The organism is Mesorhizobium sp. M0816 (assembly GCF_040320005.1).
GTDB lineage: Bacteria > Pseudomonadota > Alphaproteobacteria > Rhizobiales > Rhizobiaceae > Mesorhizobium.
In genome coordinates, this window is the sequence record NZ_JAMYOT010000006.1 from 262,627 (window position 1) to 288,355 (window position 25,729).

Below are 25,729 nucleotides of genomic sequence, written 5' to 3' on the forward strand. Positions count from 1 at the left end.
GTAGGCAATGGCCGCGAGTCGGTCCATGCCCTGCTCCCGAAGCCTGAGCGCCGATAGACCTGCCTGCTATTTCCTCAGCTAATAGATCGATATGATTGCAGGATTGACCGTTTCATATCCCAGGCGCGGCTCCGATTTGTCTTTCGAAATCGCGCTGGAGACAGTTCCGGTTGAACTGCTATCCAATTTTGTTTCCCTGTTTTTCTTGATCGTGCTGCCCGACAGGTCGGCGCAGGCCGACGTTACTTCTGTACTGACCACTCTCTTTTTCTCGTGCGCAACGGCGGCGGTGGATACGGCCATCACAATTGCCGCGCAAACAATCGTCAATCTCATTGATTCCCCCTTAGAGCACCGCAAACGTGTGGTCGGCTGCTTTGAGACGCCGGCGAAGGCGGTATTCGCGCCTGGCCGGCCCATGCAGCTTCCGACTGCACAAGATTGTAACTACATTAGCTGCAGCGCAAGTAACCATTTCGGACTAGGGAACGGGTTCCCCTTCGATCGAAAGCGCTGGGCTGCCGGCGAAAAAGCAGGCGTTTTAGCCGTTCTCGCCGCCGAGCGCCTTCCAGTTTTGGGACAGAGGTTGGCTGATGCCCTTAAACTCACGGCTACGCATTGGTTGGATCTATGCAGCGACAAGGCCAACCTTGGCAAAGCCTCTACATAGTCACCTTCGGGCAGCACCAGTCTTGGAATTCACGCCCTCAAGCAAGGCGAGCAGGCCTTTCAGAATTTCGATTGGCGGCGGCGGACAACCTGGAATGTGCAGATCGACAGGCAAGGCCTCGGACACTCCGCGCACCACCGCATAGCTGCCGGCGAAACAGCCGCCATTGCCTGCGCAATCTCCCAGTGCGACCACCCATTTTGGGTTGGGTGTTGCGTCGTAGGTCAGCTTCAATGCCTCGCGCATGTTTTTTGTGACCGGCCCGGTGACGAGCAGTACATCGGCATGGCGCGGTGATGCGACGAACCGGATCCCAAAACGCTCGATGTCATAGAAGGCGTTGTTCAGCGCGTGCATCTCAAGTTCGCAGCCGTTGCAGGAACCGGCATCGACCGCCCGGATCGACAGGCTTCGCCCCAATCGTTTGTGAGCAGCCCCATCGAGCGCGCGTGCGAGTTCGTCGACTGCCGTGCTGCTTGCCAACGGCGGACGCTCGGTGAGAGGGGGGCGTATCAGGCTTTCAAAAAGAAGCTTGCGCATGACAGCGTGCCTTCAGAGATCATGGCCCGAATAAGAGCAGTTGAACGATTTGTTGCACAGCGGAAAGTCGGCAACGATGTTTCCTTCGATCGCCGCTTCAAGGAGCGGCCATTGAAACCATGACGGATCACGGAGGTGACAGCGCTCGACCAAGCCGCCCTTGCCAATGCGCAGCCAGGCCAGAATGTCGCCGCGGAAACCTTCGACGAGCGCCATGCCTTCATGCGATCGGTTTGTCTGCGCGAAATCGACGCGGATCGGCCCGTCTGGCAGTTGTCGCAGGACTTGTTCGATCAGGGACAGGCTCTGTTCGACCTCGTGGATACGAATCCATACACGGGCGTTCACATCGCCTTCCTGGAGGAGAGGTACATCGAAGGCGAGTTCGCCATAGGGTGGATAAGCGAGATTGCGTCGGGCATCGAAGTCCCGACCGGAGGCCCGGCCAACGTAGCCTCCGGCGCGATATTGACGAGCGAGTTCCACCTTCAGCCGGCCAGTCGCGACAGTCCGATCCTGCAGCGACGCCGTGTTGTCGTAGAGCTCGACCAGCGCGGGAAACCGCTGCCTGATCTCTGCGATCAGGGACCTGAGCGCTGTCGTGCCCTCATCGCTCAGGAAGCTTGCCACGCCTCCGGGCACGATGCAGTCGCGCATCAAACGATGACCGAAGGCAGCATCGCTTGCCCGCAATACGCGCTCACGCAGCACCCCACAGTGGGCATGCATGAGCGCGAAGGCGGCATCATTGCAGATAGCGCCGATGTCGCCCAGATGATTGGCCAGGCGCTCCAACTCGGCCATGAGCGCTCGCAGCCAGACCGCGCGTGGGGGAACCTGGACACCCAGCGCCGCCTCGACCGCGCGGGCAAAAGCGAGGGAGTATGCCACGGTACTGTCGCCAGAGGTTCTGCCCGCCAATTTGGCCGCACGGTCGATGTCGGACCCCGCCATCAGGCCTTCTATACCTTTGTGCGCGTATCCGAGGCGCTGCTCCAGCCGGACGACCGTTTCACCGCTCGCCGTGAACCGGAAATGGCCCGGCTCGATGATGCCGGCATGCACGGGCCCGACCGGGATCTGATGCAGGCTCTCCCCCTCTGCAGGCAGGAAACTGTACGGGAAGGCAGTCGCAGCAGACGTCCGGACGCGGGTACTCAACGGATAGCTGACACCCCAGTGGCCATGATCAAGCCACTGTCGTGTATCAGGCGCACCTTGTGGTAGGAGCCCGAACAGGTCAGCGGCCGCACGTTCCAGGCGCAATGCGGGCGGATGCAGCCGGCCGACCGATGGGTAGCGGCCACTGGGGCATTCCAGGCTGACGACGCCAATGTCCCCGGCGCTTTCATCGAGAAGTGCCATGTGGACGGCGCCTGGCTCACCCCATAGGCCGAGCAAGCTCCAGTGGCCCTCGGCCAGTTGCTCGACGGCAAAGCCCCATTTTTTCGGAGTCACCACGGCGCGCGACCACGGGAAATGATTTTCGACACGTTGGCCAGCAAGGATGAGGTCGATCAGCCCGGGCATGCTCTTTCTCTCCTCTGCTCACCCCAGGATACTTGCGACGTGCTGGAACCATGTGACCAGCGGTGGCGGCAGATAGATGCCGGCGGCAAACACCAACGCCAAGTGGGAATACATCGGAATGTAGGACGCCTCGGCGGGTGCAGTGCTGCCGCGCGGTTCGCCGAAAGCGACGCCGGTCAGTCGAAGCAGCAGGGCGCCGAAAGCGAGCAGAATCCCGAAAACCAACGGCATCGCCAAAAGAGGGTGTCTTGCAAATGTCGAACTCACGACCAGGAATTCGCTCATGAAGATACCGAGCGGAGGGAGGCCGGCAATGGCAACGACGCCGATGACGAGCGCCCAGCCAAGGGCAGGATGTGTTTCCGTCAGTCCCCGGATTTCGGCGATGTTCTGTGTCCCCTTGACCTGGGCAATGTGGCCGACCGTGAAAAAGATCGCCGACTTGGTCAGGCTGTGCATGACCATGTGCAGCAGCCCGGCAAAATTGGCGAGCGGGCCTCCTATGCCGAAGGCGAACACGATGATGCCCATGTGCTCGATCGAGGAGTACGCGAACAGGCGTTTGATGTCGCGGCGGCGGTAGAGCATGAAGGCCGCGAAGACAAGCGACGTCAGTCCCATCGTGATCATCAATGGCCCAGGTGCGATCGCTTCCGGGCTTGCCGCGAGCAATAGCTTGAAGCGCAGCACGGCATAGAGCGCGACGTTTAACAGCAAGCCCGACAGCACTGCGGAAATCGGCGTTGGACCCTCAGCATGCGCGTCTGGCAGCCAGGCATGTAAGGGCGCAAGGCCGACCTTTGTCCCGTAGCCGAGCAGCAGAAAGATGAAGGCGACATTGAGCAGAGCCGGATCGAAGCGCGCGGCGTGAGCGATGAGCACCGTCCAGACCATCGCATTGGTCCCCTCGCCAACAACCGGCTGTGCAGCCATGTAGACGAGGATGGTGCCGAACAGTGCGAGCGCGATGCCGACGCTGCCCAGAATGAAATATTTCCAGGCTGCCTCCAGCGCTTCGTGCGTGCGGTAGATGCCGACCATGAGCACGGTGGTCAGCGTGGCAAGCTCCACCGCCACCCACATCAAGCCAATATTGTTCGACACGAACGCCAGGTTCATGCCGAACATCATGACCTGGTACATTGCGTGATAAAACCGCAAGTTCGGGACTGTCAGCCGCCCGCTCTCCAGTTCGTGGGCAATGTAGGAAGCGCTGAAGACGCTGGTGGTGAAGCCGACGAATGTGTTGAGCACGATGAAGACGATATTGAGATCGTCGACGAGCAGATACTGCCCAGGCTGCGGGCGGTCGGTGACAAGAAGCGACAGGGCGGCGAGCAAGGTCAGCAAGCTCGCAGCGACATTGACGCCCGCCGATATCCGGTATTTCGGCAGCGCCGCCAGAAGTGCGGCCGCGAAGACCGGTATCAGCAAAATGGCGGCCACCGCATCGAGGGAAAACGCGGTCAACGGTGTTCTCCCCTGTAGTCGTCGAGCGCGCCGACATCCACCGAGTCGAACCTCTCGCGGATGCGGAACAGGAAGACTCCGATGACGATGAAGGCGATAAGGATCGAGAAGGCGACACTGATCTCGACGACCAGAGGCATGCCCTTGGCCCCCGTGGCGGCGAGGACCAGACCGTTCTCGAGCGACATGAATCCGACAACTTGGCTGACGGCGTTGCGGCGGGTGACCATCACCAGCAGCCCCAGCAAAATGATGGACAGCGCGAAAGCCAGGTCCTCGCGGGCGAGGGGATCAGCCTCGGGAGTGACGCGCAGCATCAGGACCATGGACAGGGTCACCAGGCCTATCCCCGCAAGCATCGTCGTACCGATGCCGACGGCGGTCTCGACGTCACGATGGATGCCGAGCCGCTGAATGATGCGATGAAGCCCGACAGGAATGACGATCGCCTTGAAGACGAGGGCGATCGCCGCCGTGACGTAGAGATGATGCGCGTCCTGAATGTATGCCTGCCAAGCTACGGACAGGGCCAGCACGATTGCATGAAGCGCAAAAACGTTGATCAGAGCAAAGAGGCGATCCTGATACAGCATCATGAAACTGACCAGCACTAGGCCGCCGGCGAGCAGGTGAGCGATGTCGAAGGTGAGGCCGTTCATCAGAGGCTCCGCGAGACGAACAGCAGGAGCGTGCCAAGCAGGGCCAGCATCAGCGCTGCCCCGAGGAAATCCGGGACGCGGAAGACGCGCATCTTGGCGATGGCAGTCTCAAACACGGCGAGGAGAACGCCACATACGGCAAGCTTGCCAAAATAGGCGACGACACCCGGAGCAAGGGATTCCAGTCCTGCCCCGGCGCTCGCCAGGCCCCAAGGTAGGAAGACGCAGGAAATCAGCGACACATAGAGCAGAAGCTTGAGGAAGGCGGCAAACTCGATCATCGCCAGATGGCGACCGGAATATTCCAGCACCATCGCCTCATGAACCATGGTGAGTTCCAGATGGGTCGATGGGTTGTCCACGGGTATGCGGGCGTTTTCGGCGATCGCCACCATCACGAGGGCGATGAGCGACATCCCGAGCGACACCCGCAAGCCAACCTCCGGTGACCCCATGAAGGCGGCGACCGTTGAGAGTTGCGTAGCACCCGCGACGAGCGCCAGGCTGAACACGATGAGCAGCATGGCGGGTTCGGCCAGCGAAGCGATCATCACCTCGCGGCTCGAGCCGATGCCGCCGAAGCTCGTGCCGACGTCCATGCCTGCCAGCGCCAGGAAGAACCGGGCGCTTCCCAGCAGTGCGACAATGGCTATGAGATCGGCGGTCCAACTGAATGTAAGGCCGGCGGCGAATGTCGGGATGAGCGCCGCGCCGACCCAGGTGGTGGCAAAGATCAGATAGGGCGTCACGCGAAACAGCCAGGATGCGTTGTCCGCCAGAACGACTTCCTTGCGCATCAGCCGCAAGAGATCGCGGTAAGGTTGGATCAGGGAAGGACCCTGGCGGCGCAAGAGCCGTGCCTTCACCTTGCGCACGAATCCGGTCAGGAGCGGCGCCAGCAAAAGCACCAGCGCCATCTGCGCGCCTTGAACGGCCAACTCGAGAATCACGGCCATAGTGCGAGCACCAGGAGCAGGACAATGAGAAAGAGAAAGACGAGGGTCAGGTAGCGCCTGATCGTCAGGAACTGCAGATGGTTGAGGTGGTCGGTCGCAAAGTCGAGGGCCCGGCCGATAGGCAGGTACAGCGTCTCCCAGATCACATCATGCATTTCGACATTCAGACGAGCCGGACCGGTCTCGCCAGGTGCCGGCATTTCGACGGTTTCCCTTGCACGGAATACGAACGTGCCGAAGACGCGGCGGATAGGCTGCGCGAAGCTGACGGCCGTGTACTGCGAGCTCGGGACCACATCCGGGAAGCCACAACCCCAGGCGGGACCCCGACGGAGTGCATGTGATGCAAAGCGATGGATCACATATGCCGCAGCGGATGCGGAAAAGGCGATGAACAGGAACACCAACAGGCCGTTGTAGGAACTGCGGCTCGCTGCAATCGGCACGATAGACAGCCAGGGCTGGGCCATCTGCACAGGCATCCGACTGCCGATCAGTGGCAGTGTCACCGATGAGAGGCCGTCTATCACAAGACCGGGCAGAATGCCGGCCAGGAGACAAAGGGCAGCGAGAATGAACAATGCCGCCAGCGAGTAGCGGTCGACCTCATGCGCCAGTTCCACCGCGGCCGAGCGTGGCCGGCCGAGGAATGGAATCCCGAACGCCTTTACAAAGCAGGCCGCGGCCAGTGCCGCTGACAGCGCCAGCAGACCGCCAACGGCGGGCACCATGACCTTCAGTCCCCATTGTGGCAGATCGGGGCTCTGCAATATGGCCTGAAAGGCCAGCCATTCGGAGACGAAGCCGTTGAAGGGTGGAAGTGCCGAGATCGCGACGCAACCGACGAGAAAGGCAAAACTTGTAAAGGGCATGCGGTGGATGAGACCGCCCAGCTTCTCCATATCCCGCTCTCCGGTTGCCGTCAGAACGGCGCCCGCGCCGAAAAACAGCAGGCTCTTGAAAAAGGAATGGTTGAGGACGTGGAACAGCGCGGCGGTGAGGGCCAGCGCTGCAGCCGATGGCATGGCGTTCGCCTTGAAAGCGAGCGCGAGACCAAGGCTTACGAAGATGACGCCGATGTTTTCAATGGTGCTATAGGCAAGCAGTCGCTTCAGGTCCTTTTCCATCAGCGCGTAGAGGATGCCGAGAACCGCCGTCAGGCCGCCAAGGAAAAGCACGGCAACGCCCGACCACCATGCCGGCTCACCGAGCAGATCGAAAATAACGCGTATGAAGCCATAGACTGCGACCTTGGTCATCACGCCGCTCATGAGAGCCGAGACGTGGCTTGGCGCGGCCGGATGAGCGAGTGGCAGCCAAACGTGAAGCGGGACGAGTCCAGCCTTGGAGCCGGCGCCCAGCAGCATGAGAACCAGGACGAAAGCAGCGGCGAACGGGGTCGGGTCGGCGGCTCGCATCGCGTCGAATGTGTAGGTTCCATCGGATCCGGCGAGCAGGCCGAACGCAAGCAGCAGCGCGAGTGTGCCGAAGCTCGCCATCACGAGATAGATGTAGCCCGCCCGCGCATTGTCCTGCTCGCGATGGTGCGCCATGACGAGCGCCCAGGAGGCGAGCGACATGAATTCCCAAGAAAGCAGGAAAGTGAAGGCGTCGTCGGCCACCACGACAAGGTTCATTCCGGCTAGGAAAGCCGGGAAGAACGGCAGCACCCGATGCGGCGCAGACTCATGCCTGCCGTAGCCGAGGCCATAAAGGCTGGCCATGGAGCCGCCGAAGTTGACGACGATGAGGAAGAAAGTCGAGAGCGCATCCAAACGGAAATGAGCGCCAATCCATGGCAATCCAAGAGGCAACACCACAGTCGACGGGGTGACGGGATTGTCGGCGATGCGGCTCGCGAGAACCATGAGCACGGCCGCCGATATACCTAGCGTCAAGCCGTAGATCAGGCGTGTTCCCGAGTCGGATCTGCGGCTTTCCGCAATCGCAAGCACCGCAGTCCCCAGGAGCGCAGCGACGCCCCACAGGAGGACCGCGGCCCCCGAAATCACGCCACGCTCCTCACGGGGAGTTTGGCATCCGTATCGACCCCGCCAAGGATTTTGGCGGGGTCAAAATCCGCTTTCAGTCGCACGCCGCGCCCGCCGATTTGGCTGGAGGCGCCTTCAGCGATCAATTCCACGCCGGCGAGGTCAAGTGCCCCGATCAGCTTCATGAGAGAATCGACGTTACCCCGAATAATCGACTCGCTGGCTTCCATGCGTTGAATTGTCGGCACGGAAAGACCGGACAATTCGGCAAGCCTGCGCTGGTCGATGCCAAGGAGCGCCCTCGCGGCACGCAACTGTGGAGCAGTTATCACGGTCGCATCCCCCTTTTTGATCAGCTTTGAGATATTATCTCTACGTCTTGCAGCATATATTAAAATGCGGCGCATTCAATTAGTGATGCGTGGCGCATCTGTCTTGAGGCTGTAGAAAACCGGGCGATACGCCCTGCGCCTCGAACCAAAGCCATGCGGCCGTTCCCGTCACTGCCAGTCTTGTCGCCAGCCGTCTCGGATTGCGCGTGATGGCGCCGGCGATGGGCCTTATCTCGGCCGGCCACTCGATTGGAGCCGCCGCGGGCTACAGGCCTTTTCAGGATCCGACCGGCACCTGGACCGTCAATGATGCTCGTACCGGGCGGCCCGCCGAGATGGGCAGCCGAACCATCGTTGGAATGAACCAGCACGATCCCGAGGAACTCGCCGATCTCCTCAACGGGCTGAATGCACAAAGGCAATCTGGTTCTGCGGACGGAATTTCTGAAGAAAGCGTAGGAGAGCCACCGCTGCGATGGGATGTTGTCTCGAGGCTTGTACGGGAGTGCAATCTAGAGCACCGAAACGTCATGGCCCTCGCAGCTATCGGATCGCCCTGTCTTGAGAGAAGCGCCCTGCTGCAAAACCGGGTGTCAAAATTGCAAAATCGCGCGACCCGCTACATGAGACGACTGGCACCGTACATCTCTATGTATCTGATTTTTCTTGGAATTTGGTAGCGGGAGAGGGACTTGAACCCCCGACCCCAGGATTATGATTCCCGTGCTCTAACCAACTGAGCTACCCCGCCAAGGCGGCGAAGGCCCGAAATCCAGCTTAAATCGGCAGGCATATCGGCGCGTTCGCCAAGGTCGCGCGGATATAAGGTTGCGAGGCCAAGCCTGTCAAGCATCGAAGTGGCTGCCGCGCCGGCATATTGCTGGCGCCTAAAGCTTTGCCGGGCAGACATTTGGGCGCACAGGCCGGGGTTGAGTTCAGCGAGGCACGTCGCTATGTCTCGGCCACGAAAGCCATGGTCATGAATTGATGAAACCGCGCATTGCAGTCCTCGGTTGCGGATACTGGGGCAGCAACCACATCCGCACCCTAAAGGCGCTCGGCGCGCTGCATGCGGTTTCGGACGTCAACCCCGCGCGTGCGGAGGGTTTTGCCAGCGAGCAGGATTGCCTGGCGATAGAGCCGGAGGCGCTGTTTGCCCGCGACGATGTCGACGCCATTGTCATGGCGCTGCCGCCGCAGTTCCATGCCGACATGGCGGTGCGCGCCGTGCTCGGCGGCAAGGACGTGCTGGTGGAGAAGCCGATCGCGCTGACGGTGGCCGATGCCGAACGCTCGGTGCAGGCGGCCGCCGATAATGGCCGTGTCTTCATGGTCGGCCACGTGCTGCGCTTTCATCCCGCCTTCGAGACGCTGAAGGCGCTGATCGACAATGGCGAACTCGGCGAAGTCCGCTACATCCATTCGCATCGGCTCGGCCTCGGCAAGTTCCACACCGAAAACGACGCGCTATGGGATCTGGCGCCGCACGATCTGTCGATGATCCTGGCCATCACCGGCACCGAACCGGTCGAAGTGCGCGGCGAAGGCGCTGCTCTTCTCGACAATCTCAGCGACTTTGCGCATCTGCACATGCGCTTTCCCAACGGCCTGCGCGGCCATCTGTTCGCCTCGCGGCTCAACCCTTACCGCGAACGGCGGCTGACCGTTGTCGGCACCAAGGCGATGGCGGTGTTCGACGATGTCGAGCCGTGGGAGCGCAAGCTTGCCGTCTATCGCCACGCGGTGTGGCAGGACAGCGGCCAATGGGCGTTCACCGCCAACGAGCCGTCCTATGTCGCGGTCGGTGAGGGCATGCCGCTGACGCGCGAGCTGGAGCATTTCATCCACTGCATCGAGACGCGGGCCGAACCGCGCACCAGCGGCGAGGAGGCCATCCGCGTGCTGCGCATCCTGACCGCCGGCACCGTCGCCCATACAAGGCCCGCCCATACAAGGCCCTAAAAGAAAACGCCGTCTATTCGGCGGGAACCCGCGCCGGCTGGACGGCAAGCCGCGTCAGCATCGCCTCGGCCTCGGCGCCGCGCTCGGAGCGCTCGATGAAGCCGCCGCCGAACACGCGCGCCTCGTTGCCATCGTCGGAATAGAGCACGCAAGCCTGACCGGGCGCGATGCCGGATTCGCCGTCGACCAGTTCCACCGAAGTGACACCGGCGCGGTGATGCAGCACGGCCGGGCGCGGCGGCCGCGTCGAGCGCACCTTGGCGAAAAGCTCAAGCCCGGCCGCCGGGATAGCGGTCAGCGGGCCATCGCCCAGCCAGTTCATGTTGCGCAAGAAGATCTTGTGGGTCTCCAGCGCCTCGCGCGGGCCGACGACGACGCGGGCCCGGTCGGCGTCGAGATGAACGACGTAGAGCGGCTCGCCCGAGGCGATGCCGATGCCGCGGCGCTGACCGACGGTGTAGCGCAAAATGCCCTCGTGGCGGCCAAGCACGCGCCCGTCTATATGGACGATGTCGCCCGGATTGGCGGCAGCCGGCTTCAGCTTGGCGATGATGTCGGAATATTTGCCCTGCGGCACGAAGCAGATGTCCTGGCTGTCCTGCTTGGCCGCAACCGTCAGTCCCATCTCCTCGGCGATGGCGCGAACCTCAGGCTTCGACAGGCCGCCGAGCGGAAAACGCAGATAGTCGATCTGCGCCTGGGTGGTGGCGAACAGGAAGTAGCTCTGGTCGCGGTCGGCGTCGACCGGCCGGTAAAGCGCGCGGTGGGCGCCATTGGCGCCGGAACGGATGTAGTGGCCGGTCGCCAGCGCGTCGGCGCCGAGTTCCTTGGCGGTCGCAAGAAGGTCGGCGAATTTCACCGTCTGATTGCAGGAAACGCAAGGGATCGGCGTTTCGCCGGCGACATAGCTCTCGGCGAACGGGTCGATCACCGCCTTGCGGAAGCGCTCCTCGTAATCGAGGACGTAATGCGGGATGCCGAGCGTCTCGGAGACGCGGCGGGCATCGTCGATGTCCTGGCCGGCGCAGCATGAGCCGGCCCGGTGCGTCGCCGCGCCGTGGTCATAAAGCTGCAGCGTGACGCCGACGACGTCGTAGCCCTCGCGCTTCAGGAGGCCGGCAACGACCGACGAATCGACACCGCCCGACATGGCGACGACGACGCGGGTGTTTTCGGGGCGTCCGGGAAGATCGAGGCTGTTCATGGTTCTTTCGTTCTGCGCGGCGCTTCAATGCCAATGGCCGGAATATAGGTCAAGCGTCTCGGCTGCGCCAGCTTTGCCGGACCGGCTCATTTTTCCTGCCGGGTTCAATGCGCTTGCCGGCAGATGTTTCAAATGCCGATGAAAAGGCTAACGCCGCGTTCATGATCCTTACCTAACCATTAGGGTCTGCTTAGGCAAATTTTAAAGCTGTGGCGGTAATGTGGTGGGGATTGGGTCTTTGAGTTTTTTGTAGAGAGTACGATGACCGATCTAATTAGACCGCGAGTCAAATATGTTATCGGGCCAGACGGCAGCCCACTTACCATCGCCGATCTGCCGCCGACAAACACACGTCGCTGGGTTATCCGGCGCAAGGCGGAAGTGGTGGCGGCGGTGCGTGGCGGGCTTTTGAGCCTCGAAGAGGCATGCCAGCGCTACAAGCTCACCACCGAGGAATTCCTGTCCTGGCAAGCGTCGATCGACGAATACGGCCTTGCCGGCCTGCGCACCACGCGCATCCAGCAATACCGGCATTAGGCCGATAAGGGCGCTGATCAGCGCCCTTACGTTTGCGAGGGGCGACGATCTGCAATTTCAGACCGTCAGCACCACCTTGCCGATCGGCCTGGTGGCGAGAAAGGCATGGGCGGCACCGGCCTGTTCGAGCGGAAACGCCTTTGCCACGTGGACGGCCAGCTTTTTCGCGTCGATCAATTTGCCGAGCTCCACCAGAGCGGCACGGTCGGGCACTACGGACATGCGCTCGACGCGGATGCCTCGCGTCCTGGCCTTTGCCTTGGTGGCATCGCTGACATCGAGCAGCGACACCAGAACGCCGCCGGCCGTGAGCACTTTCAGTGATTGCTCCGCATGCACGCCGCCGAACGGGTCCAGAACCAGATCGATGTCGCGGGCCTTCCCGGTGAAATCATCCCTTGTGTAGTCGATCACCTCGTCGGCGCCGAGCGAGCGGACGAAATCGAGCTTTTCCGGGCTGGCGGTCGCGACGACGTGAGCGTCGTGCGCCTTGGCGATCTGCACCGCCAGATGGCCGACGCCGCCGGCTCCGGCGTGGATCAGCACGCGCTTGCCAGAATCGAGCCGGCCATGGCGGACAAGGCCTTGCCAGGCCGTCAGGCCGGCCAGCGGCAGCGCGGCGGCTTGCGCGTGATCTATGCCTTCAGGTTTCGGCGCAAGCTCATCAGCCGGGACAGCGGCGAGTTCGGCGTAGGCTGCCGCCTGTTTGGGAAAGCGCGTCATGCCGAACACGGCATCGCCGACCTTGAGGCCGGAGACGCCGGAGCCCAGCGCCTCGACAACTCCCGAAACGTCCCAGCCAAGGACAAAAGGCGGCTCGCCGAGCAGCGGATAGTGGCCGCCGCGCACCGCACCATCGACCGGATTGATGCCGGCCGCCTCGATGCGGACGAGCACTTCGCCGGCCTCGGGTGATGGCGCGGGGCGATCGGCAATGACGAGGACGTCGGGTCCGCCGAAGGAATTCTGGATAATGGCACGCATGGAAGGCTCTCCTGCTGGTTTTGATGTACCACTATCATTTGGATAGTTACATTCTCTTGTCTAGTATGTACCTTTTTGATATATACGCACCTCATGGATAGTGAAGATGTTTCCCCTTTCGGCTATGACGCCTTTCGGCGGTCGTGCCCGTCACACGCCGTGCTCGAGACGCTCGCCAGCAAATGGGTCTACCTGGTGATCTGTGCGCTGCGCCGCGGCCGGCTCCGCAACGGCGAATTGGCGCGCAAGCTCGAAGGCATCACGCCGAAAATGCTGGCGCAGACGCTGCGTATCCTCGAACGCGACGGCCTTGTGCGGCGCGAAATCTTCCCGGTCATTCCGCCGCGGGTCGAATACGAGCTGACCGAACTTGGCCAGAACCTGGCAGGACTGCTCAATCAGATCAGAGCCTGGTCGGAGCAGCATGTGCCCGACATCAAAAATGCGCGCGCACGGGCGGCGGAACAGCAAGAAGATCTGGATGCCTGAGGCGGGCACAGTTCGGTGCGCAGCAATAGCGCGCAAGCGCGACGCGCGTTAAAGTCTTGTTTTCAGCCGATCATGGCGCTGCGGCCGCCGGCTTCCGTGTCGCGCGCCTTGGTGTCGCGCGATTCCAGCATCTCGGCCTTGGAAAGCTCCGCTTCGGCTTCGCTCAACAATGATTCGGCGACATTTCGCTGCTGGGCGAGGTCGCTTTGCGAATTTCTAAGGTTGTCGCGGCGCAGGCGTGCCGCCTTGGCGAAGGTCGGATAAGCAAAATGATTGATGTCGGTGATGCCGGCCTTCTTCTCTTCGGCGGCGATCTGAAGTTCCAGCTCGACGGCCATGCGCTCGAATTCGGCGATCATCATGTCGAGCTGCAGCAGTTGCCGCCGCTTCTCGCTCACCTGAAATTGCTTCAGCCGAACGAGGTTTTCACGTGACTTCATGATTCGGTACTCCCGGAAACGCACACCTGCACATATCGTCCAATTCACCCGGCAAGGCCCAGGCTTGACCCGTTTCCACCGGCTTTCCCCGAACTATGGGAAACAAACTCCTAAAGTTTTTTGCCGGCGGTAACCATTCGTTTACGGGCATTGTTAATCATACGGCTCAGGACTTAAGGGCGGGTAAAAATTCTGCTTCTCGTCGCGAAACCTGGCCAACGAGTCCGAAGAGTCACTTAGTCTGGCTTATTAATGTGCCGCATTAACGGTTTGGGTCTGTGATTCGTTATTGGATTCAACAAGGTGTAGAAAGGGGTTAAAAAATCTGATACCGTCACGGACGGGGAATTAGGTTTTATTAACCATTCGATGGCAGCCTCTGCTCAGGGCAATCACTGCTCCGGTCCTGGACGGGTCGTGAAATGGTCCGGCAGCAGAAAAGGGGAATGAAATGCGCGTTCTGCTGATAGAAGACGACAGTGCAACCGCACAAAGCATCGAGCTGATGCTGAAATCAGAAAGTTTCAATGTCTATACGACCGACCTTGGCGAAGAGGGTGTCGATCTAGGCAAGCTTTATGATTACGACATCATTCTCCTCGACCTCAACCTCCCCGACATGTCGGGCTACGAAGTGTTGAGAACACTCCGCCTTTCCAAGGTGAAGACGCCGATCCTCATCCTCTCCGGCATGGCCGGCATCGAGGACAAGGTGCGCGGCCTCGGCTTCGGCGCCGACGATTACATGACCAAGCCCTTCCACAAGGACGAACTGGTCGCCCGCATCCATGCCATCGTGCGGCGTTCCAAGGGCCATGCCCAGTCGGTCATCACCACCGGCGACCTGGTGGTCAATCTCGATGCCAAGACCGTTGAAGTCGGTGGCCAGCGCGTCCATCTGACCGGCAAGGAATATCAGATGCTGGAACTGCTCTCGCTGCGCAAGGGCACCACGCTGACCAAGGAAATGTTCCTCAACCATCTCTATGGCGGCATGGATGAGCCGGAGCTGAAGATCATCGACGTCTTCATCTGCAAGCTGCGCAAGAAGCTCGACGCCGCGTCTGGCGGGCAGAATTACATCGAGACCGTCTGGGGCCGCGGCTATGTGCTGCGTGAGCCTGAAGATATCCGGGTCAGCGCCTGAAGCAAGGGCATGATCCCAAAATGGGCGCCGGCTTTCGGAAAACAACCTGGTAAAACAACGAGATAGAGCTCATCCGATTTTCGTCGGAATGGAACAGGCTCTGATCAGGCGGCAATCTTCAAGGCGCGGAAGCACTCGAGCAGTTGCGGCCGGTTGAACGGCTTCAGCAGGTAGCCCTGGGCGCCGGCGCGCTTTGCCCGCATGATCGCCCCGACGTCGACCTCGACCAGCGAAATCAAAACTTGCGGCACTACCGGGCTTTCCATGGCGCGCACGCGGCGGATGAGGTCCTGCGCCTGCATGTCCGGCAAGGCGCCGTCGACGACGATGATATCAGGCATGTCGACCGCGCACATCTCGATCGCCTCATGGCCGCTGGCGGCTTCGATCACCATCATGCCGGAACCGCCCAGGATACGCCTTGCAACCTTCCTGATGACGCTCGAATTGTCGACGAACATGCAGCGTTTCATTCCCGGACCCTCTTTGCCATGCGGCAAACCGACAGCGTCGTGGCATCTGCCGGGGAACATAGGCCGATCTGGTAAAGAAGCCGAAAAGCCGTTAGGTAAAATTTTCCTGAAGGTGTTTTTTAGTGAAATATTCTTTCGCAATGCTTCACGCAATCAATCTGCAAGCCGGTCTCACAGATGTTAAGACGACGCCGCAAATATGATTTGGAGAAAAATACTTTTCCGGCTCTTAGCAGAACTTCAGACTGCAGAAAGGACGATCTCGTCGGCGGTCGCATGGATCGAAATCGTCATGTTGGCTTCGCGGGCCAGGAGCAGCGTGTAATAGGGCTGCACCGAATGCGCGTCGATCGGCTCTTCCGGCCTGTGGCCGGAATGCAATTCCAGGAATTTGGGCGGCACGCGGAGCATCGGGCCGCTCGCCGCGAGCGCAAAGCGCGGCTCGGTCTCCAGGTTCTCCAGCGTGACCACCAGCCTGCCGCCGCGCGGAATGGCGGCGTTAGCGACGAGGATGAGATTGAGCAGCAGCTTGACCTTGTTCTTGGGCAACAGTGCGCGGGTTCCGTTCCAGATCAGTTCCGGCTTCTCGTTCTTCAGGAAGGCGATGGCCACGGCCTCGGCGTCCCCGGTGTCGATCAGCATGCCGGCGGAACCGGCAGCGCCGAAGGCGATGCGGGCGAATTGCAGGCGGGCGGAGGCGTTTTTGGCGCTTTGGCGGATCAGCTTCATGGCGTCTTCGTCGGCGCCGCCTTCGTCGAGCAGCTCAAGCCCGTTGTTTATGGCGCCGACCGGCGAAATGATGTCGTGGCAGACCCGGCTGCACAGCAGCGCTGCCAGATCGGGTGCGGAAAGGGTGAAAAGCTCGGCCATCGGCAAAAATCCCTGCAAATTTCACAACACAATGACCGGGCGATCATGATCACGCCTGTCCACACGAATCACGCTCTCTCCCAAGCATTCTGAATACACAGCGCTTGTGCGTGCAGCAACAAATCCGAAATCATGATTGTCGAAAATGGCGTGTTCACGCAGCAGGGTGCTGCGCGGGCGATGTGAAACAGCCTTCGAACCGCCATCTTCATGTGGGAGTTTAATGGTTGAAAAAGGATTACGGCATAGTTTGCCCCTAACAGTCATCCTTAACGGCCGCCAAAGAGCCGTACGGGTGCGAGGCGTCGGCGAAAGTGCTCCCTGACGGAGATTGGAAGCATGGTTTCCCGATTCTACGACCGGACTTTTTTCCGTGTCATCTCAATGACGATCGCCCTCATCGGCCTTGTCGCCTTTTCGGCATCGGCCGCGCGGGCGCAGGAATACACCGCGCAGGAGATCGTCGATTCCGGTCATAAATTCTTCGGCGCTACATCGGGCGGGCTCGCCACCGTCGTCGAGAAGATTTTCGCCACCTATGGCCTGCCGAACGGCTATCTGCTCGGCGAAGAGGGGTCCGGGGCGCTGATCGGTGGCCTGACCTATGGCGAAGGCACGCTCTACACCAAGAATGCCGGCGACCACAAAGTGTTCTGGCAAGGCCCGTCGCTCGGCTGGGATTTCGGCGGCGAGGGCTCGCGCGTCATGATGCTGGTCTACAATCTCGACGATGTGAGCAGCCTCTATAATCGTTTTGGCGGCGTCGCCGGCTCCGCCTATGTCGTCGCCGGCGTCGGCTTCAACGTGCTGAAGAACAACAATGTGCTGCTCGTGCCGATCCGTACCGGCGTCGGCGCTCGTCTCGGCGTCAATCTCGGCTACCTCAAGCTCACCCAGCGCGCGACCTGGAATCCGTTCTGACCTGCATGATGGCGCCACTGCGATTGGCCCTGTGATCCCACGGTCTGAGCTTTGCCGCGGCATACTCTTGCCGTGGCGCCGGATTTCCGTCATGCGAAGATGGCAAAGTCGACCTTTGGCGGTTGCCATGCACAACGGATAGTCATCTTGGTCCAGTCGATCCTGTTCTTTGTCCTCGGCTTTCTCTGCGCGGGCTTTCTGGCGCTGATGATTGCTCCGGCCGTATGGCGGCGGGCGGTGGCGCTGACGCGCAAGCGCGTCGAGGGCTCGATGCCGTTGACGCTGGCCGAGATCCAGGCGGACAAGGATCGCATTCGCGCCGAGTTCGCCGTTTCGGTGCGCCGGCTTGAAATGACCGCCAAATCATTGCGCGAGAAGGCCGCCGAACAGCTGGTCGAGATCGGCCGCGACCGCGAAGCCCTGAAGGAATTGGCGGCCGAGCGACAGGACAAGAACCGGGTCGTCGCCGATCTTACAGCCAGCGGCGAGGAGCTTCGCAAGCGCGATGAGCAGCTGCAGCAGCTGTCGGAACGGCTTGCGGAGACCGAGCGCGCCCTCGAAAAGCGCGGGCTCGAACTGCGGAAACTGGAGCACATGTATGACGACGCCAGTTTTTCATCCAGCAGCCGGCAGATCGAACTGGTGGCGCGCGAGTCCGAGCTGCAGAAGTTGGCGAGCGACATTTCGCTGCTGCGTGGCCAGCGCAAGGAGGCGGACAGGCGCAGCCAGGAATTGGCAGCCGAAAGCAAGGTTTTGCGGGACGCGTTGAAGGCCGAGAAGAAAAGAACCGGCGACCTGGAAAAGAAGGTCGAACGCCTGCTCGCCTCGCTGGCCGATCGCGAGGACAGGCTGGAGCGCCGCGAGAAGGAACTGGTGCGCCTTCGCGAAAAGCCGAAAGGCGCTGAAAGGACGCCTGCGGTGGGTCTTGCCGGCGTGTCAGGCAGTCAGGTCAATGTGGCCGCCAACGGCGACATCGAACAGACAACTGCCAAGCTCGATGCCGACCGCGAGCGGCTGGAGGCCAGGCTGACGTCGCTGGCACGCGAGAACAGGCGGCTGAAGACAGATCTTGCTGCCGTCGAAACATCGAAATCGCGGACCGGAGACGATACCGGCAGCGCCAGCGCCGCATTGCGCGAAGAGATGAACGATCTGGCGGCGCAAGTCGTGGCCTTGACGGCAAAGCTCGACGGGCCGGATTCACCGATCGCCCGGGCGCTTGCAGCGCCTGAGGATCCGCGGCCGGGGAGCGGCGGACGCAGCCTTGCCGATCGGGTGCGGGCGCTGCAGAAGACCGCTTCGACCGACTGAGATGCCGCCACTTGGCCGCAAAATGCCCGACTCTCAAATTCCGGAAAAATGATGAAGTGCGATGGCTGACGCGGCGGCGACGTTCAGGCTGTCGAAACCTTGCGCCATGCCGATCCGCAGCGTCTGCAGGCGGGCAAGCAGGCTTTCCGGCAGCCCTTCGCCCTCGGTGCCGAGATAGAGCGCCAGCCGGCCGTTTCTCTTGGCGTCGCGAATGTCGGTCTGCCCGCGCGGCGACAAGGCGAATTGGCTGAAGCCTTGCCGGTCGAGCATTGCGGTGCAGCCGGCGGCGTCGGCAAAGGAGGCGAAGGGAATTTTCAAGGCGGCGCCGACCGAGACGCGGATTGCCTTGCGGTACAGCGGATCGCAGCAGGTTGGATCGAGAAGCACGGCATCCGCGCCAAAGGCGGCGGCATTGCGGAAGATTGAGCCGATATTGTCATGATTGGCGATGCCGACCAGCACCACGATCAGCGCGCGGGCGGGCAGTGCGCCGAGCAAAGCTTCAGCGGAGACGGCCGCGCCCTTGCGGCCGATCGCCAATATGCCGCGATGCATGTGGAATCCGGCAATCCTGTCGATGACTTCGCCGGATGCGACATAGATCGGAAGCCCGGCAGGCGCCTTGCGCAGGACGTCATCGAGGCCGGCCAGCCGGTTCTCGAGCACCAGCACCGATTCTGCCTCGAAGCGACGGGCGGCAAGCAGCGTGTCGAGCACCACCTTGCCTTCGGCGACGAAACGGCCCTGCCGGCCGGCAAGATCGCGTTCCCGGATGTCGAGATAGGCGGCGACGCGAGGATCCTGCGGGTCGTCTATGCGGATCGGATTCATGGCTTCCTCGGCGGACCCTGGCGTCGGCCGCGAATCGGGATTCGGATTCGGAAGGCACGATGCCGGATCCGAAGCTCTGATATATCTCAGCGTCCAAATGGATGCACGCCGTTCTAACGGTCAAATCCAATCACTAGGCGCCGGGCGGAGACGCCCTGCCTGGCCTCCTGGCGGCACGGCGATATTTGATTTCCGCGGCACGGCTCTTTGGCCAAGCCGCTTCAATGCAGAATTTCGATGGGCGAAGGAACCACACAGCGCCATGCCGCGTCATAGAGGCGGGCTCCTGCTGCGGTCCTGGGAGGACATCGATGATCAGGCTCCTCCTCGTCTTTGCCGCCACGCTTGCCCTCGCATGCGGCGTGGCTCGCGCGGCCAAGCTTGATCCAGCCACCGTCAATCAGGCCCAATTCACTATCGGCGAACCGAAGGGTGTCGATCCGATGCTGCTGAAGGCGCAGATCCTTCTGGATCGCGCCCGCTTCTCGCCGGGCCTCATCGACGGTCGCCTTTCCCAGAACTTCGCCAAAGCCGTCGCCGCGTTTCAGGCGGCAAACGGACTTCCGCCCGATGGCAAGCTCAGTCCACAAACCTGGAGCAAACTCATCGCAACCTCCGCCAAGCCGGTGCTGGTGACCTATGAGGTGATGCGCAAGGATGTGCGCGGACCTTTCACCAGGCGTATTCCGGCTCGCTTGGAGAGGATGGCCCGCTTGCGGCGGCTCGGCTATCGCAATGCGGTGGAGAGGTTGGCTGAGCGCTTCCACGTCAGCGAACAATTGCTGCGAATGCTCAATCCGGGCACCAGCCTCAGGAAACCAGGCAGGACGTTGGTGGTGCCTGATGTCAGCAGGGGCGACCCTCCCGCCGGCGTTGCCGTCGTCGAGGTCGACAAGGGCGCCCGCCTGGTGCGTGTGCTCGACCGTGCCGGCAAATGGCTGGCGGTCTACCCCGCCTCGATTGGGAGCGAGGAGAAGCCGGCGCCAAGCGGCATGGCGGAGGTCAGGCGCGTGGTGCACAACCCTACCTATCACTACGATCCGGACTTCGCTTTCAAGGGGGTCAAGACCAAGCGGCCCTTCACCATCGCTGCCGGGCCGAACAATCCCGTGGGATCGGTCTGGATCGATCTCTCCATCGAAAGCTACGGCATCCACGGCACGCCCGAACCGGGCAAGATCGGCACGACCTTTTCGCATGGCTGCATCCGGTTGACCAATTGGGATGCCGAAGACCTTGCCTCCATGGTGCAACCGGGCACGAATGTCGAGTTCAAGGACGAGATTGCGCAGGCCGCCGACGAGCGCGTTCAATAGCAAGGCGGACTTGGCAGCAAAGCGGACTTGGCAGCAAAGCGGATTTGGCGGGGCGTTCTCCGCGCGGCTACTCAGGTCCCGGCGCGACGCAGCCGGTGAGCCATCTGCGAGAGTTCACCTTCGCCGAAAATGCCGTCCAGCATGTGCAGCAATTCGCGCACCGCCGCGGACTTGCAGGAATAATAGATCATTTGCCGGTCGCGGCGGGTCTCGACAAGGTCGGAAGCCCTGAGCTTGGCCAGATGCTGCGACAGGGCGGACTGGCTGAGCGACACCTTCTCGGCTATGGCGCCGACCGACATTTCGCCCTCGGCCAGATAGCTCATGATCAACAAACGTTTTTCGTTGCCCATCAGCGTCAGAAACGCAGCCGCGGTTCCGGCGTTGGCGACTAGCTTGTTCGAGACCATAGATCCCCCGTGCCTTCTTGCTCATCCGCCGCTATGGGGGCAATAGCGTCGGATTCCATAGACTTTCCCTATAGATGCACGCCAGCGATTCAGCGTCACTCGCAAAGGTAGAACATTTCGCTCAAATCTCAAGGCTTGCTTTCCATGCAAGCCGATTAACTGTGCGGCTGTGATTAATTTGCCGATCGGGCAGCCTTTGCCATGTCAATCAGGACAGGCCTGAGGTCGCGCGCCGCTCTCAGCGGCTCGGGGAAGAAAACCCGACAGACATTGTCGCCCGATACGAGATCCATCCCGTCGGCGTCGAACCCGGTGACGATCCAGCCGTCACTCTCGGCCCCGCCGAAATGACTTGCGTAGAGGGCAATCGCATCGAGATGGTCGGCGTTCATGTGGTCGAGCGCCGATTGCTCGCCGGCGGCAAGCTCTTCGACGATCGCTCCCGTCGCGACCAGATCGGTGCGGTCGAGCAGATAGGCCTTGCCGAAGCCGCCGTTCAGGCTGGCGCGCTCCGGTTCGAGCCGGAAGATCGAGAAGTCGCCGAGCCCGGCATAGAGTTTTGCCTTGGGATTGCGGTTGAGGTAGCGCCGCTCGGCGCGGGCGTGCTCGTTCGAGCCGCGTTCGAGCCGCAGGGCGCGGCAGACGAGCGTCAATCGCGGATGCGCCAGCGGATCGCCCTTGCCGGGTTCGCCGACGAGCAACGAGCAGCGCGGGTCGGCAAGGATGGCGCCGGTATGGGCGGACAGCATCGATACCAGGATCAACGGCGTGCCGTCGATGTCTGTGGCGACGCCGACCCGGCTGGCCAGCGGCGAACCGGTTCCCGGTTCGAGCACTGCCAACGCGCCGAAACGGGCGCTGCGGATCAGCGTCTTTGCCAGCCTGATCGCCTCGGTATCGGTCGCGCGGATCACGTCTTTCCTGGGTTCGTCCAAGGCATCACCGTCGCATTTATTTCGGCGCCATGCGGATGGCGCCGTCGAGGCGAATGGTCTCGCCGTTGAGCATCTGGTTCTCGATGATGTGCAAGGCAAGTGCCGCGTATTCCGAAGGCTCGCCCAAACGGGAAGGGAAGGGCACAGCGGCGCCGAGCGAATCCTGCACCTCCTGCGGCATGCCGGCCATCATCGGCGTCCTGAAGATGCCGGGCGCGATGGTGCAGACGCGAATGCCGGAGCGGGCGAGATCGCGCGCCACCGGCAGCGTCATGCCGACGACGCCGGCCTTGGAGGCGGAATAGGCGGCCTGGCCGATCTGGCCGTCATAGGCTGCGACCGACGCGGTGTTGACGATGACGCCGCGCTCGCCGCCCTGCAGCGGCTCGAGCCTGGCGATCCGGTCGGCAACCAGGCGAATCATGTTGAAGGTGCCGACCAGATTGACCTCGATCACCTTGCGGTATTGATCGAGCGGATGCGGTCCGTCCTTGCCGATCGTCTTCATGCCGATAACGATGCCGGCGCAATTGACCAGGATGCGCGGTGCGCCGAGCGTCTCTGCCGCTTCCGCGACTGCGGCGGCACCGCTCTCGGCGTCGCTCACATCGCATCGGACGGCGATGCCGCCGATGTCAGCCGCCACCTTGGCCGCACGCTCGATACCGAGATCGAGGACGGCAACCCTGGCGCCGCCGGCGGCAAGTGCGCGCGCCGTCGCCTCGCCAAGGCCGGAGCCGCCACCGGTGACGATCACAATCTGGCCGTTCGGGTTCATCTCGACGTCCTCCTCCGTGCCCAGACTATGCCGCCAAGCCACCGTGCGACAGCACCGGCATGGTCACGCCATCGCGGCGATGTGCGCGGCAATCCTTGCCTGGTCGGCGTGGCAAACCTCGCCCGCCAGCCTCGCCACCGCGCCCGGCACGATCTCGTGCGCCAAAAGCCGGTCGGGGTCGACCGGACGCGGCATCGAGATCTGCCCGCGCGGGAGCCTTTTGAAGCCGAGCGGGCCGTAATAGGGTTCGTCGCCGACCAGCGTCACGGCCGGCGCGCCGGCCTTGGCGGCGGCTTCCAGCGCGATTGCCACCAGCCGGCGGCCGATGCCGAGATTTTTGAAGGCCGGCCGCACAGCGAGCGGCCCGAGCATCAGCGCGCGGCCGGCACCGGCGGCGATGCGCGTCATCCGTACCGAGGCGACGACGATTGCGCCGTCGACAGCCACGAAGGACAAAGCCCGCTCATGCGGGCCACCTTGGCGGATCTTGTAGGCGGCAAGCACGAAACGGCCCGGCCCGAAGGCCTCGTCATTGATGGCTTCGATTTCAGGATCGTGCGCCGGAGTTTCCGGCAGGTATTTCACGTCGGCCAGGTATTTCAAGTCGGCAAGGCTCATGCTCTTTGCGTTCCGGTATGCGAGGAAAGGTTTGCTGCAAGCGGCAGCGTTCGCCAGTCAGCGCTTCATCAAGCGCGGGCGCTCTTTCGTCGTCGGTCGAACCGGATCATGGCAAAGTCGAACATGCGGATGTCCGCTAGCACCAATTTTCAGCCGCCGCAATCGGCCGGCGCAGCCGACCGCACTCGACGACGCAGCCGTTGACGATCTGTTCAGCGTCGGGGATTTCCGCGGCGCCGCTTGGTGCCCTACATCGGGTAGGAACTCGAAAGGATATTGCATGGGATTGCTAGTCGAAGGCCAATGGCAGGACCGCCGGTACGATAGCGGGGAGAGCGGCGGCAAGTTCGTGCGCGCGCAGTCGCAGTGGCGCGACTGGGTGACCCGCGACGGCGCGCCGGCCGAAGGGCGAAAACGCGGCTTCAAGGCCGAGCCCGGCCGCTATCACCTCTATGTCTCGCTCGCCTGCCCGTGGGCGCATCGGACGCTGATCTTTCGCGTGCTCAAAAAACTCGAGGACGTGATTTCCGTCTCGGTCGTCCATCATTTCATGGGCGCCGACGGCTGGACGTTCCTGGCCGAGGACGGCGCCACCGGCGACACGCTCTACGGCCTTGATTTCCTGCACCAGATCTACACCAGGGCCGATCCCGGCTATTCGGGCCGGGTCACCGTTCCCGTGCTGTGGGACAAACGCGAGCAGACCATCGTTTCCAACGAATCCGCCGAGATTGTCCGCATGCTCAATTCGGCGTTCGACGAATGGGGAGATGCCAGGCTCGATTTCTATCCGCAACCGCTGCGCGGTGAGATCGATGCGGTCAACGCGCTGGTCTATCCCGCGGTCAACAACGGCGTTTACCGTGCCGGCTTCGCCACCACGCAGGCGGCCTACGAGGAGGCGTTCGGCGAATTGTTCTCGGCGCTCGACATGCTGGAGGACCGTCTGTCAAGGCAGCGCTATCTCATCGGCGGCCGCATCACCGAGGCGGACTGGCGGCTGTTCACGACACTGGTCCGCTTCGACCCGGTCTATGTCGGCCATTTCAAGTGCAATCTGCGCCGCATCGCCGACTATCCGAACCTGTCGAATTACCTGCGCGATCTCTACCAGGTGCCGGGCGTCGCCGGCACGGTGAATTTGCACCACATCAAGTCGCATTATTACGGCAGCCACGAGACGATCAACCCGACGCGCATCGTGCCGGTCGGGCCAGAGCTCGACTATTCCGCGCCGCACGACCGCGCGCGCTTCAGGAAGGCTGCGTGAGACCGGCGACCTAGCGGAAGGTTTCGGAGTCCATCTTTGCCCTTCTAACGAGTTCAGCTTTCAATATGGTATTTCCAAATCGATTGGAGTAGCCGAGCGACGTTGCAAGGAACGCAACGATGCCGCCGATCATGACGGCCAGGACCGACGTCTGGGGCGGGATTGCGCGTAACAATCCCGACGGCAGAAGCACAGCCATTCCCAAAATCATTTCTATCAGGGTTGAGAAGCCGACCATTTTCCAGAATTCAGTGCGAGTAAAAAGCTGAGCATGTCGCTTTATAAAAACCAAATATGTCACGAATGCCGCAACTAATTGTATTGAGAATTGGATAAATCTTCCAATTTTTGCTAACATATATGGATCTATCGCAAGAACTATTGTAGAAATTAAGGCTACCACAGAAAATGTTATCACATAAATTCCCGTGTACAGTGATACATAGAGCGCGATTCTAAATCTATCGTTTTGGCTGTGTGGCATTTTTTCTCCTCATCGCTCAGCATTTATCTCTCTGAGAACAATGGATGCTGCCGGTCTATACCGACGCAGCCAAAGCTGTTGAAGAGATGATCTACCAGTAAGGCGATGCCGAATTCCCCTCAAAAACTTCGGCAATCCGCCGCAGCGTCGCCGGTGTCGTGCCTTCCGGCAAGCGGTCGAGCGGGAAGAAGCCGGCTTCGGCGATCTCGCGGTCGGGCAGCTTGGGTGCTGGCTGGTCGAACTCCTCGACCAGATAGAGGCCGACATGGTCGCGCCGGCTGGCGCGGTGGTTGAAATGCAGGGATTTCAGCACCGGCGGTCCGGTCAGCGCGATGTTGCCTTCCTCGAACAGTTCGCGCGTCAGCGCTTCGATCATCGTCTCGCCCAACTCGACGCCACCGCCGGGCAGGTGCCAGCCCGGGACATAGGTGTGGCGGATGAGGAAGACGGAATTGGAGCGGCGGTCGTGGATCAAGCCGCGCACGCCGAGCGTCATCGGCCGGCGCAGTACGAAGTACAGGTGAAACAGCCTTGCCCTGAAGCCCGGCCAGCCGGTCTGGCGCAGGGCTTGCTCCGGATCCGGCGTCGTCATCGTCCGCGA

29 protein-coding genes and 1 tRNA gene are annotated in these 25,729 nt (G+C 61.6%); 10 read left to right on the forward strand and 20 right to left on the reverse strand.

Annotation, left to right across the window (positions count from 1 at the left end):
* The first annotated feature begins 103 nt into the window (after positions 1-103).
* Positions 104-670 carry a hypothetical protein gene (locus NKI17_RS11760; protein ID WP_352754954.1) on the forward strand — a complete coding sequence of 189 codons (567 nt, stop codon included), beginning with the start codon at positions 104-106 and terminating at the stop codon, positions 668-670.
* Here the strand turns inward: NKI17_RS11760 and NKI17_RS11765 are convergent, their stop codons facing one another.
* The 7 genes from NKI17_RS11765 to NKI17_RS11795 are packed head-to-tail and all read right to left on the reverse strand — an operon-like array spanning position 671 to position 8,148.
* Positions 671-1,210 carry an NADH-quinone oxidoreductase subunit B family protein gene (locus NKI17_RS11765; RefSeq protein WP_023675516.1) on the reverse strand — a complete coding sequence of 180 codons (540 nt, stop codon included), beginning with the start codon at positions 1,208-1,210 and terminating at the stop codon, positions 671-673. It lies immediately after the preceding gene.
* 12 nt (positions 1,211-1,222) lie between these two features.
* On the reverse strand, positions 1,223-2,740 hold the full coding sequence (locus NKI17_RS11770; protein ID WP_352568058.1) for a hydrogenase large subunit: 1,518 nt from the start codon (positions 2,738-2,740) through the stop codon (positions 1,223-1,225).
* A gap of 18 nt (positions 2,741-2,758) precedes the next feature.
* The gene (locus tag NKI17_RS11775) at positions 2,759-4,210 is read right to left on the reverse strand and encodes a hydrogenase 4 subunit F (RefSeq protein ID WP_023675518.1); all 1,452 of its coding nucleotides are present in this window, start codon (positions 4,208-4,210) and stop codon (positions 2,759-2,761) included.
* Entirely contained in the window at positions 4,207-4,869 is a 663-nt protein-coding gene (locus NKI17_RS11780) for a hydrogenase-4 component E (protein WP_023675519.1), read from the reverse strand. Before NKI17_RS11780 ends, NKI17_RS11775 begins: the two co-directional genes overlap by 4 nt.
* Complete coding sequence (locus NKI17_RS11785; RefSeq protein ID WP_352568057.1) at positions 4,869-5,825, reverse strand: respiratory chain complex I subunit 1 family protein; 957 nt, start codon at positions 5,823-5,825, stop codon at positions 4,869-4,871. Before NKI17_RS11785 ends, NKI17_RS11780 begins: the two co-directional genes overlap by 1 nt.
* Positions 5,816-7,837 (reverse strand): hydrogenase 4 subunit B, encoded by a 2,022-nt coding sequence (gene hyfB / locus NKI17_RS11790; protein ID WP_502894482.1) that lies wholly within the window; start codon positions 7,835-7,837, stop codon positions 5,816-5,818. The genes NKI17_RS11785 and hyfB overlap by 10 nt, the downstream gene beginning before the upstream one ends.
* The gene (locus tag NKI17_RS11795) at positions 7,834-8,148 is read right to left on the reverse strand and encodes a helix-turn-helix domain-containing protein (protein WP_023675522.1); all 315 of its coding nucleotides are present in this window, start codon (positions 8,146-8,148) and stop codon (positions 7,834-7,836) included. Before NKI17_RS11795 ends, hyfB begins: the two co-directional genes overlap by 4 nt.
* A gap of 209 nt (positions 8,149-8,357) precedes the next feature.
* On the opposite strand from NKI17_RS11795, the gene NKI17_RS11800 reads away from it, so the two are divergent.
* Positions 8,358-8,828, forward strand: coding sequence for a hypothetical protein (locus NKI17_RS11800; RefSeq protein WP_352568056.1), 471 nt, complete (start codon positions 8,358-8,360; stop codon positions 8,826-8,828).
* Here NKI17_RS11800 and NKI17_RS11805 read toward each other — a convergent pair.
* Positions 8,823-8,899, reverse strand: a tRNA-Met gene (locus NKI17_RS11805). The genes NKI17_RS11800 and NKI17_RS11805 overlap by 6 nt on opposite strands.
* A 236-nt stretch (positions 8,900-9,135) precedes the next feature.
* On the opposite strand from NKI17_RS11805, the gene NKI17_RS11810 reads away from it, so the two are divergent.
* Positions 9,136-10,110: a Gfo/Idh/MocA family protein gene (locus NKI17_RS11810; protein ID WP_352452922.1), complete on the forward strand. Its 975-nt coding sequence runs from the start codon at positions 9,136-9,138 to the stop codon at positions 10,108-10,110.
* A 13-nt stretch (positions 10,111-10,123) separates the two neighbouring features.
* Here NKI17_RS11810 and mnmA read toward each other — a convergent pair whose 3' ends face one another.
* On the reverse strand, positions 10,124-11,314 hold the full coding sequence (mnmA, locus tag NKI17_RS11815) for a tRNA 2-thiouridine(34) synthase MnmA (protein ID WP_023679564.1): 1,191 nt from the start codon (positions 11,312-11,314) through the stop codon (positions 10,124-10,126).
* A 261-nt stretch (positions 11,315-11,575) separates the two neighbouring features.
* Between mnmA and sciP the strand changes: the two genes are divergently transcribed.
* A complete protein-coding gene (sciP, locus tag NKI17_RS11820) occupies positions 11,576-11,851 on the forward strand; it encodes a CtrA inhibitor SciP (RefSeq protein WP_023679563.1) in 276 nt (91 codons plus the stop codon).
* A 57-nt stretch (positions 11,852-11,908) separates the two neighbouring features.
* Here the strand turns inward: sciP and NKI17_RS11825 are convergent, their stop codons facing one another.
* Positions 11,909-12,835, reverse strand: coding sequence for an NADP-dependent oxidoreductase (locus NKI17_RS11825; protein ID WP_352568055.1), 927 nt, complete (start codon positions 12,833-12,835; stop codon positions 11,909-11,911).
* A gap of 93 nt (positions 12,836-12,928) precedes the next feature.
* Here NKI17_RS11825 and NKI17_RS11830 point away from each other — a divergent pair, with 93 nt between their 5' ends.
* Positions 12,929-13,324, forward strand: coding sequence for a winged helix-turn-helix transcriptional regulator (locus NKI17_RS11830; protein WP_352568054.1), 396 nt, complete (start codon positions 12,929-12,931; stop codon positions 13,322-13,324).
* 62 nt (positions 13,325-13,386) lie between these two features.
* Here NKI17_RS11830 and NKI17_RS11835 read toward each other — a convergent pair whose 3' ends face one another.
* Positions 13,387-13,764, reverse strand: a complete 378-nt coding sequence (locus NKI17_RS11835; protein ID WP_023719275.1) for a flagellar export protein FliJ — start codon at positions 13,762-13,764, stop codon at positions 13,387-13,389.
* Positions 13,765-14,215: 451 nt separating this feature from the next.
* On the opposite strand from NKI17_RS11835, the gene ctrA reads away from it, so the two are divergent.
* The gene (gene ctrA, locus NKI17_RS11840) at positions 14,216-14,911 is read left to right on the forward strand and encodes a response regulator transcription factor CtrA (RefSeq protein WP_006203583.1); all 696 of its coding nucleotides are present in this window, start codon (positions 14,216-14,218) and stop codon (positions 14,909-14,911) included.
* 104 nt (positions 14,912-15,015) lie between these two features.
* On the opposite strand, the gene NKI17_RS11845 is transcribed toward ctrA, so the two are convergent.
* Together NKI17_RS11845 and chpT are read right to left on the reverse strand one after the other, a co-directional pair.
* Positions 15,016-15,384 (reverse strand): response regulator, encoded by a 369-nt coding sequence (locus NKI17_RS11845; protein WP_023679559.1) that lies wholly within the window; start codon positions 15,382-15,384, stop codon positions 15,016-15,018.
* A 240-nt stretch (positions 15,385-15,624) separates the two neighbouring features.
* Positions 15,625-16,254, reverse strand: coding sequence for a histidine phosphotransferase ChpT (gene chpT, locus NKI17_RS11850; protein WP_023679558.1), 630 nt, complete (start codon positions 16,252-16,254; stop codon positions 15,625-15,627).
* A gap of 339 nt (positions 16,255-16,593) precedes the next feature.
* Between chpT and NKI17_RS11855 the strand changes: the two genes are divergently transcribed.
* The gene (locus NKI17_RS11855) at positions 16,594-17,175 is read left to right on the forward strand and encodes a DUF1134 domain-containing protein (RefSeq protein WP_023679557.1); all 582 of its coding nucleotides are present in this window, start codon (positions 16,594-16,596) and stop codon (positions 17,173-17,175) included.
* 147 nt (positions 17,176-17,322) lie between these two features.
* Entirely contained in the window at positions 17,323-18,486 is a 1,164-nt protein-coding gene (locus tag NKI17_RS11860; protein ID WP_352905991.1) for a coiled-coil domain-containing protein, read from the forward strand.
* A gap of 33 nt (positions 18,487-18,519) precedes the next feature.
* On the opposite strand, the gene NKI17_RS11865 is transcribed toward NKI17_RS11860, so the two are convergent.
* Positions 18,520-19,317 (reverse strand): TrmH family RNA methyltransferase, encoded by a 798-nt coding sequence (locus tag NKI17_RS11865; protein WP_352568052.1) that lies wholly within the window; start codon positions 19,315-19,317, stop codon positions 18,520-18,522.
* A gap of 311 nt (positions 19,318-19,628) precedes the next feature.
* Between NKI17_RS11865 and NKI17_RS11870 the strand changes: the two genes are divergently transcribed.
* Positions 19,629-20,633, forward strand: coding sequence for a L,D-transpeptidase (locus tag NKI17_RS11870; protein ID WP_352645111.1), 1,005 nt, complete (start codon positions 19,629-19,631; stop codon positions 20,631-20,633).
* Positions 20,634-20,704: 71 nt separating this feature from the next.
* Here the strand turns inward: NKI17_RS11870 and NKI17_RS11875 are convergent, their stop codons facing one another.
* The 4 genes from NKI17_RS11875 to NKI17_RS11890 form a co-directional block, all read right to left on the reverse strand.
* Positions 20,705-21,043: an ArsR/SmtB family transcription factor gene (locus tag NKI17_RS11875; RefSeq protein WP_023679553.1), complete on the reverse strand. Its 339-nt coding sequence runs from the start codon at positions 21,041-21,043 to the stop codon at positions 20,705-20,707.
* Positions 21,044-21,216: 173 nt separating this feature from the next.
* Positions 21,217-21,978 (reverse strand): HugZ family pyridoxamine 5'-phosphate oxidase, encoded by a 762-nt coding sequence (locus NKI17_RS11880; RefSeq protein WP_352645109.1) that lies wholly within the window; start codon positions 21,976-21,978, stop codon positions 21,217-21,219.
* A 16-nt stretch (positions 21,979-21,994) separates the two neighbouring features.
* Positions 21,995-22,756 (reverse strand): SDR family NAD(P)-dependent oxidoreductase, encoded by a 762-nt coding sequence (locus NKI17_RS11885; RefSeq protein WP_352645107.1) that lies wholly within the window; start codon positions 22,754-22,756, stop codon positions 21,995-21,997.
* A 63-nt stretch (positions 22,757-22,819) separates the two neighbouring features.
* Complete coding sequence (locus tag NKI17_RS11890; RefSeq protein ID WP_352575718.1) at positions 22,820-23,374, reverse strand: GNAT family N-acetyltransferase; 555 nt, start codon at positions 23,372-23,374, stop codon at positions 22,820-22,822.
* A 280-nt stretch (positions 23,375-23,654) separates the two neighbouring features.
* On the opposite strand from NKI17_RS11890, the gene NKI17_RS11895 reads away from it, so the two are divergent.
* On the forward strand, positions 23,655-24,644 hold the full coding sequence (locus tag NKI17_RS11895; protein ID WP_352757403.1) for a glutathione S-transferase family protein: 990 nt from the start codon (positions 23,655-23,657) through the stop codon (positions 24,642-24,644).
* A 10-nt stretch (positions 24,645-24,654) separates the two neighbouring features.
* Here NKI17_RS11895 and NKI17_RS11900 read toward each other — a convergent pair whose 3' ends face one another.
* Positions 24,655-25,128 (reverse strand): hypothetical protein, encoded by a 474-nt coding sequence (locus tag NKI17_RS11900; RefSeq protein WP_352645103.1) that lies wholly within the window; start codon positions 25,126-25,128, stop codon positions 24,655-24,657.
* Positions 25,129-25,219: 91 nt separating this feature from the next.
* Positions 25,220-25,720, reverse strand: a complete 501-nt coding sequence (locus NKI17_RS11905; RefSeq protein ID WP_352568046.1) for an NUDIX domain-containing protein — start codon at positions 25,718-25,720, stop codon at positions 25,220-25,222.
* Positions 25,721-25,729: the final 9 nt, after the last annotated feature.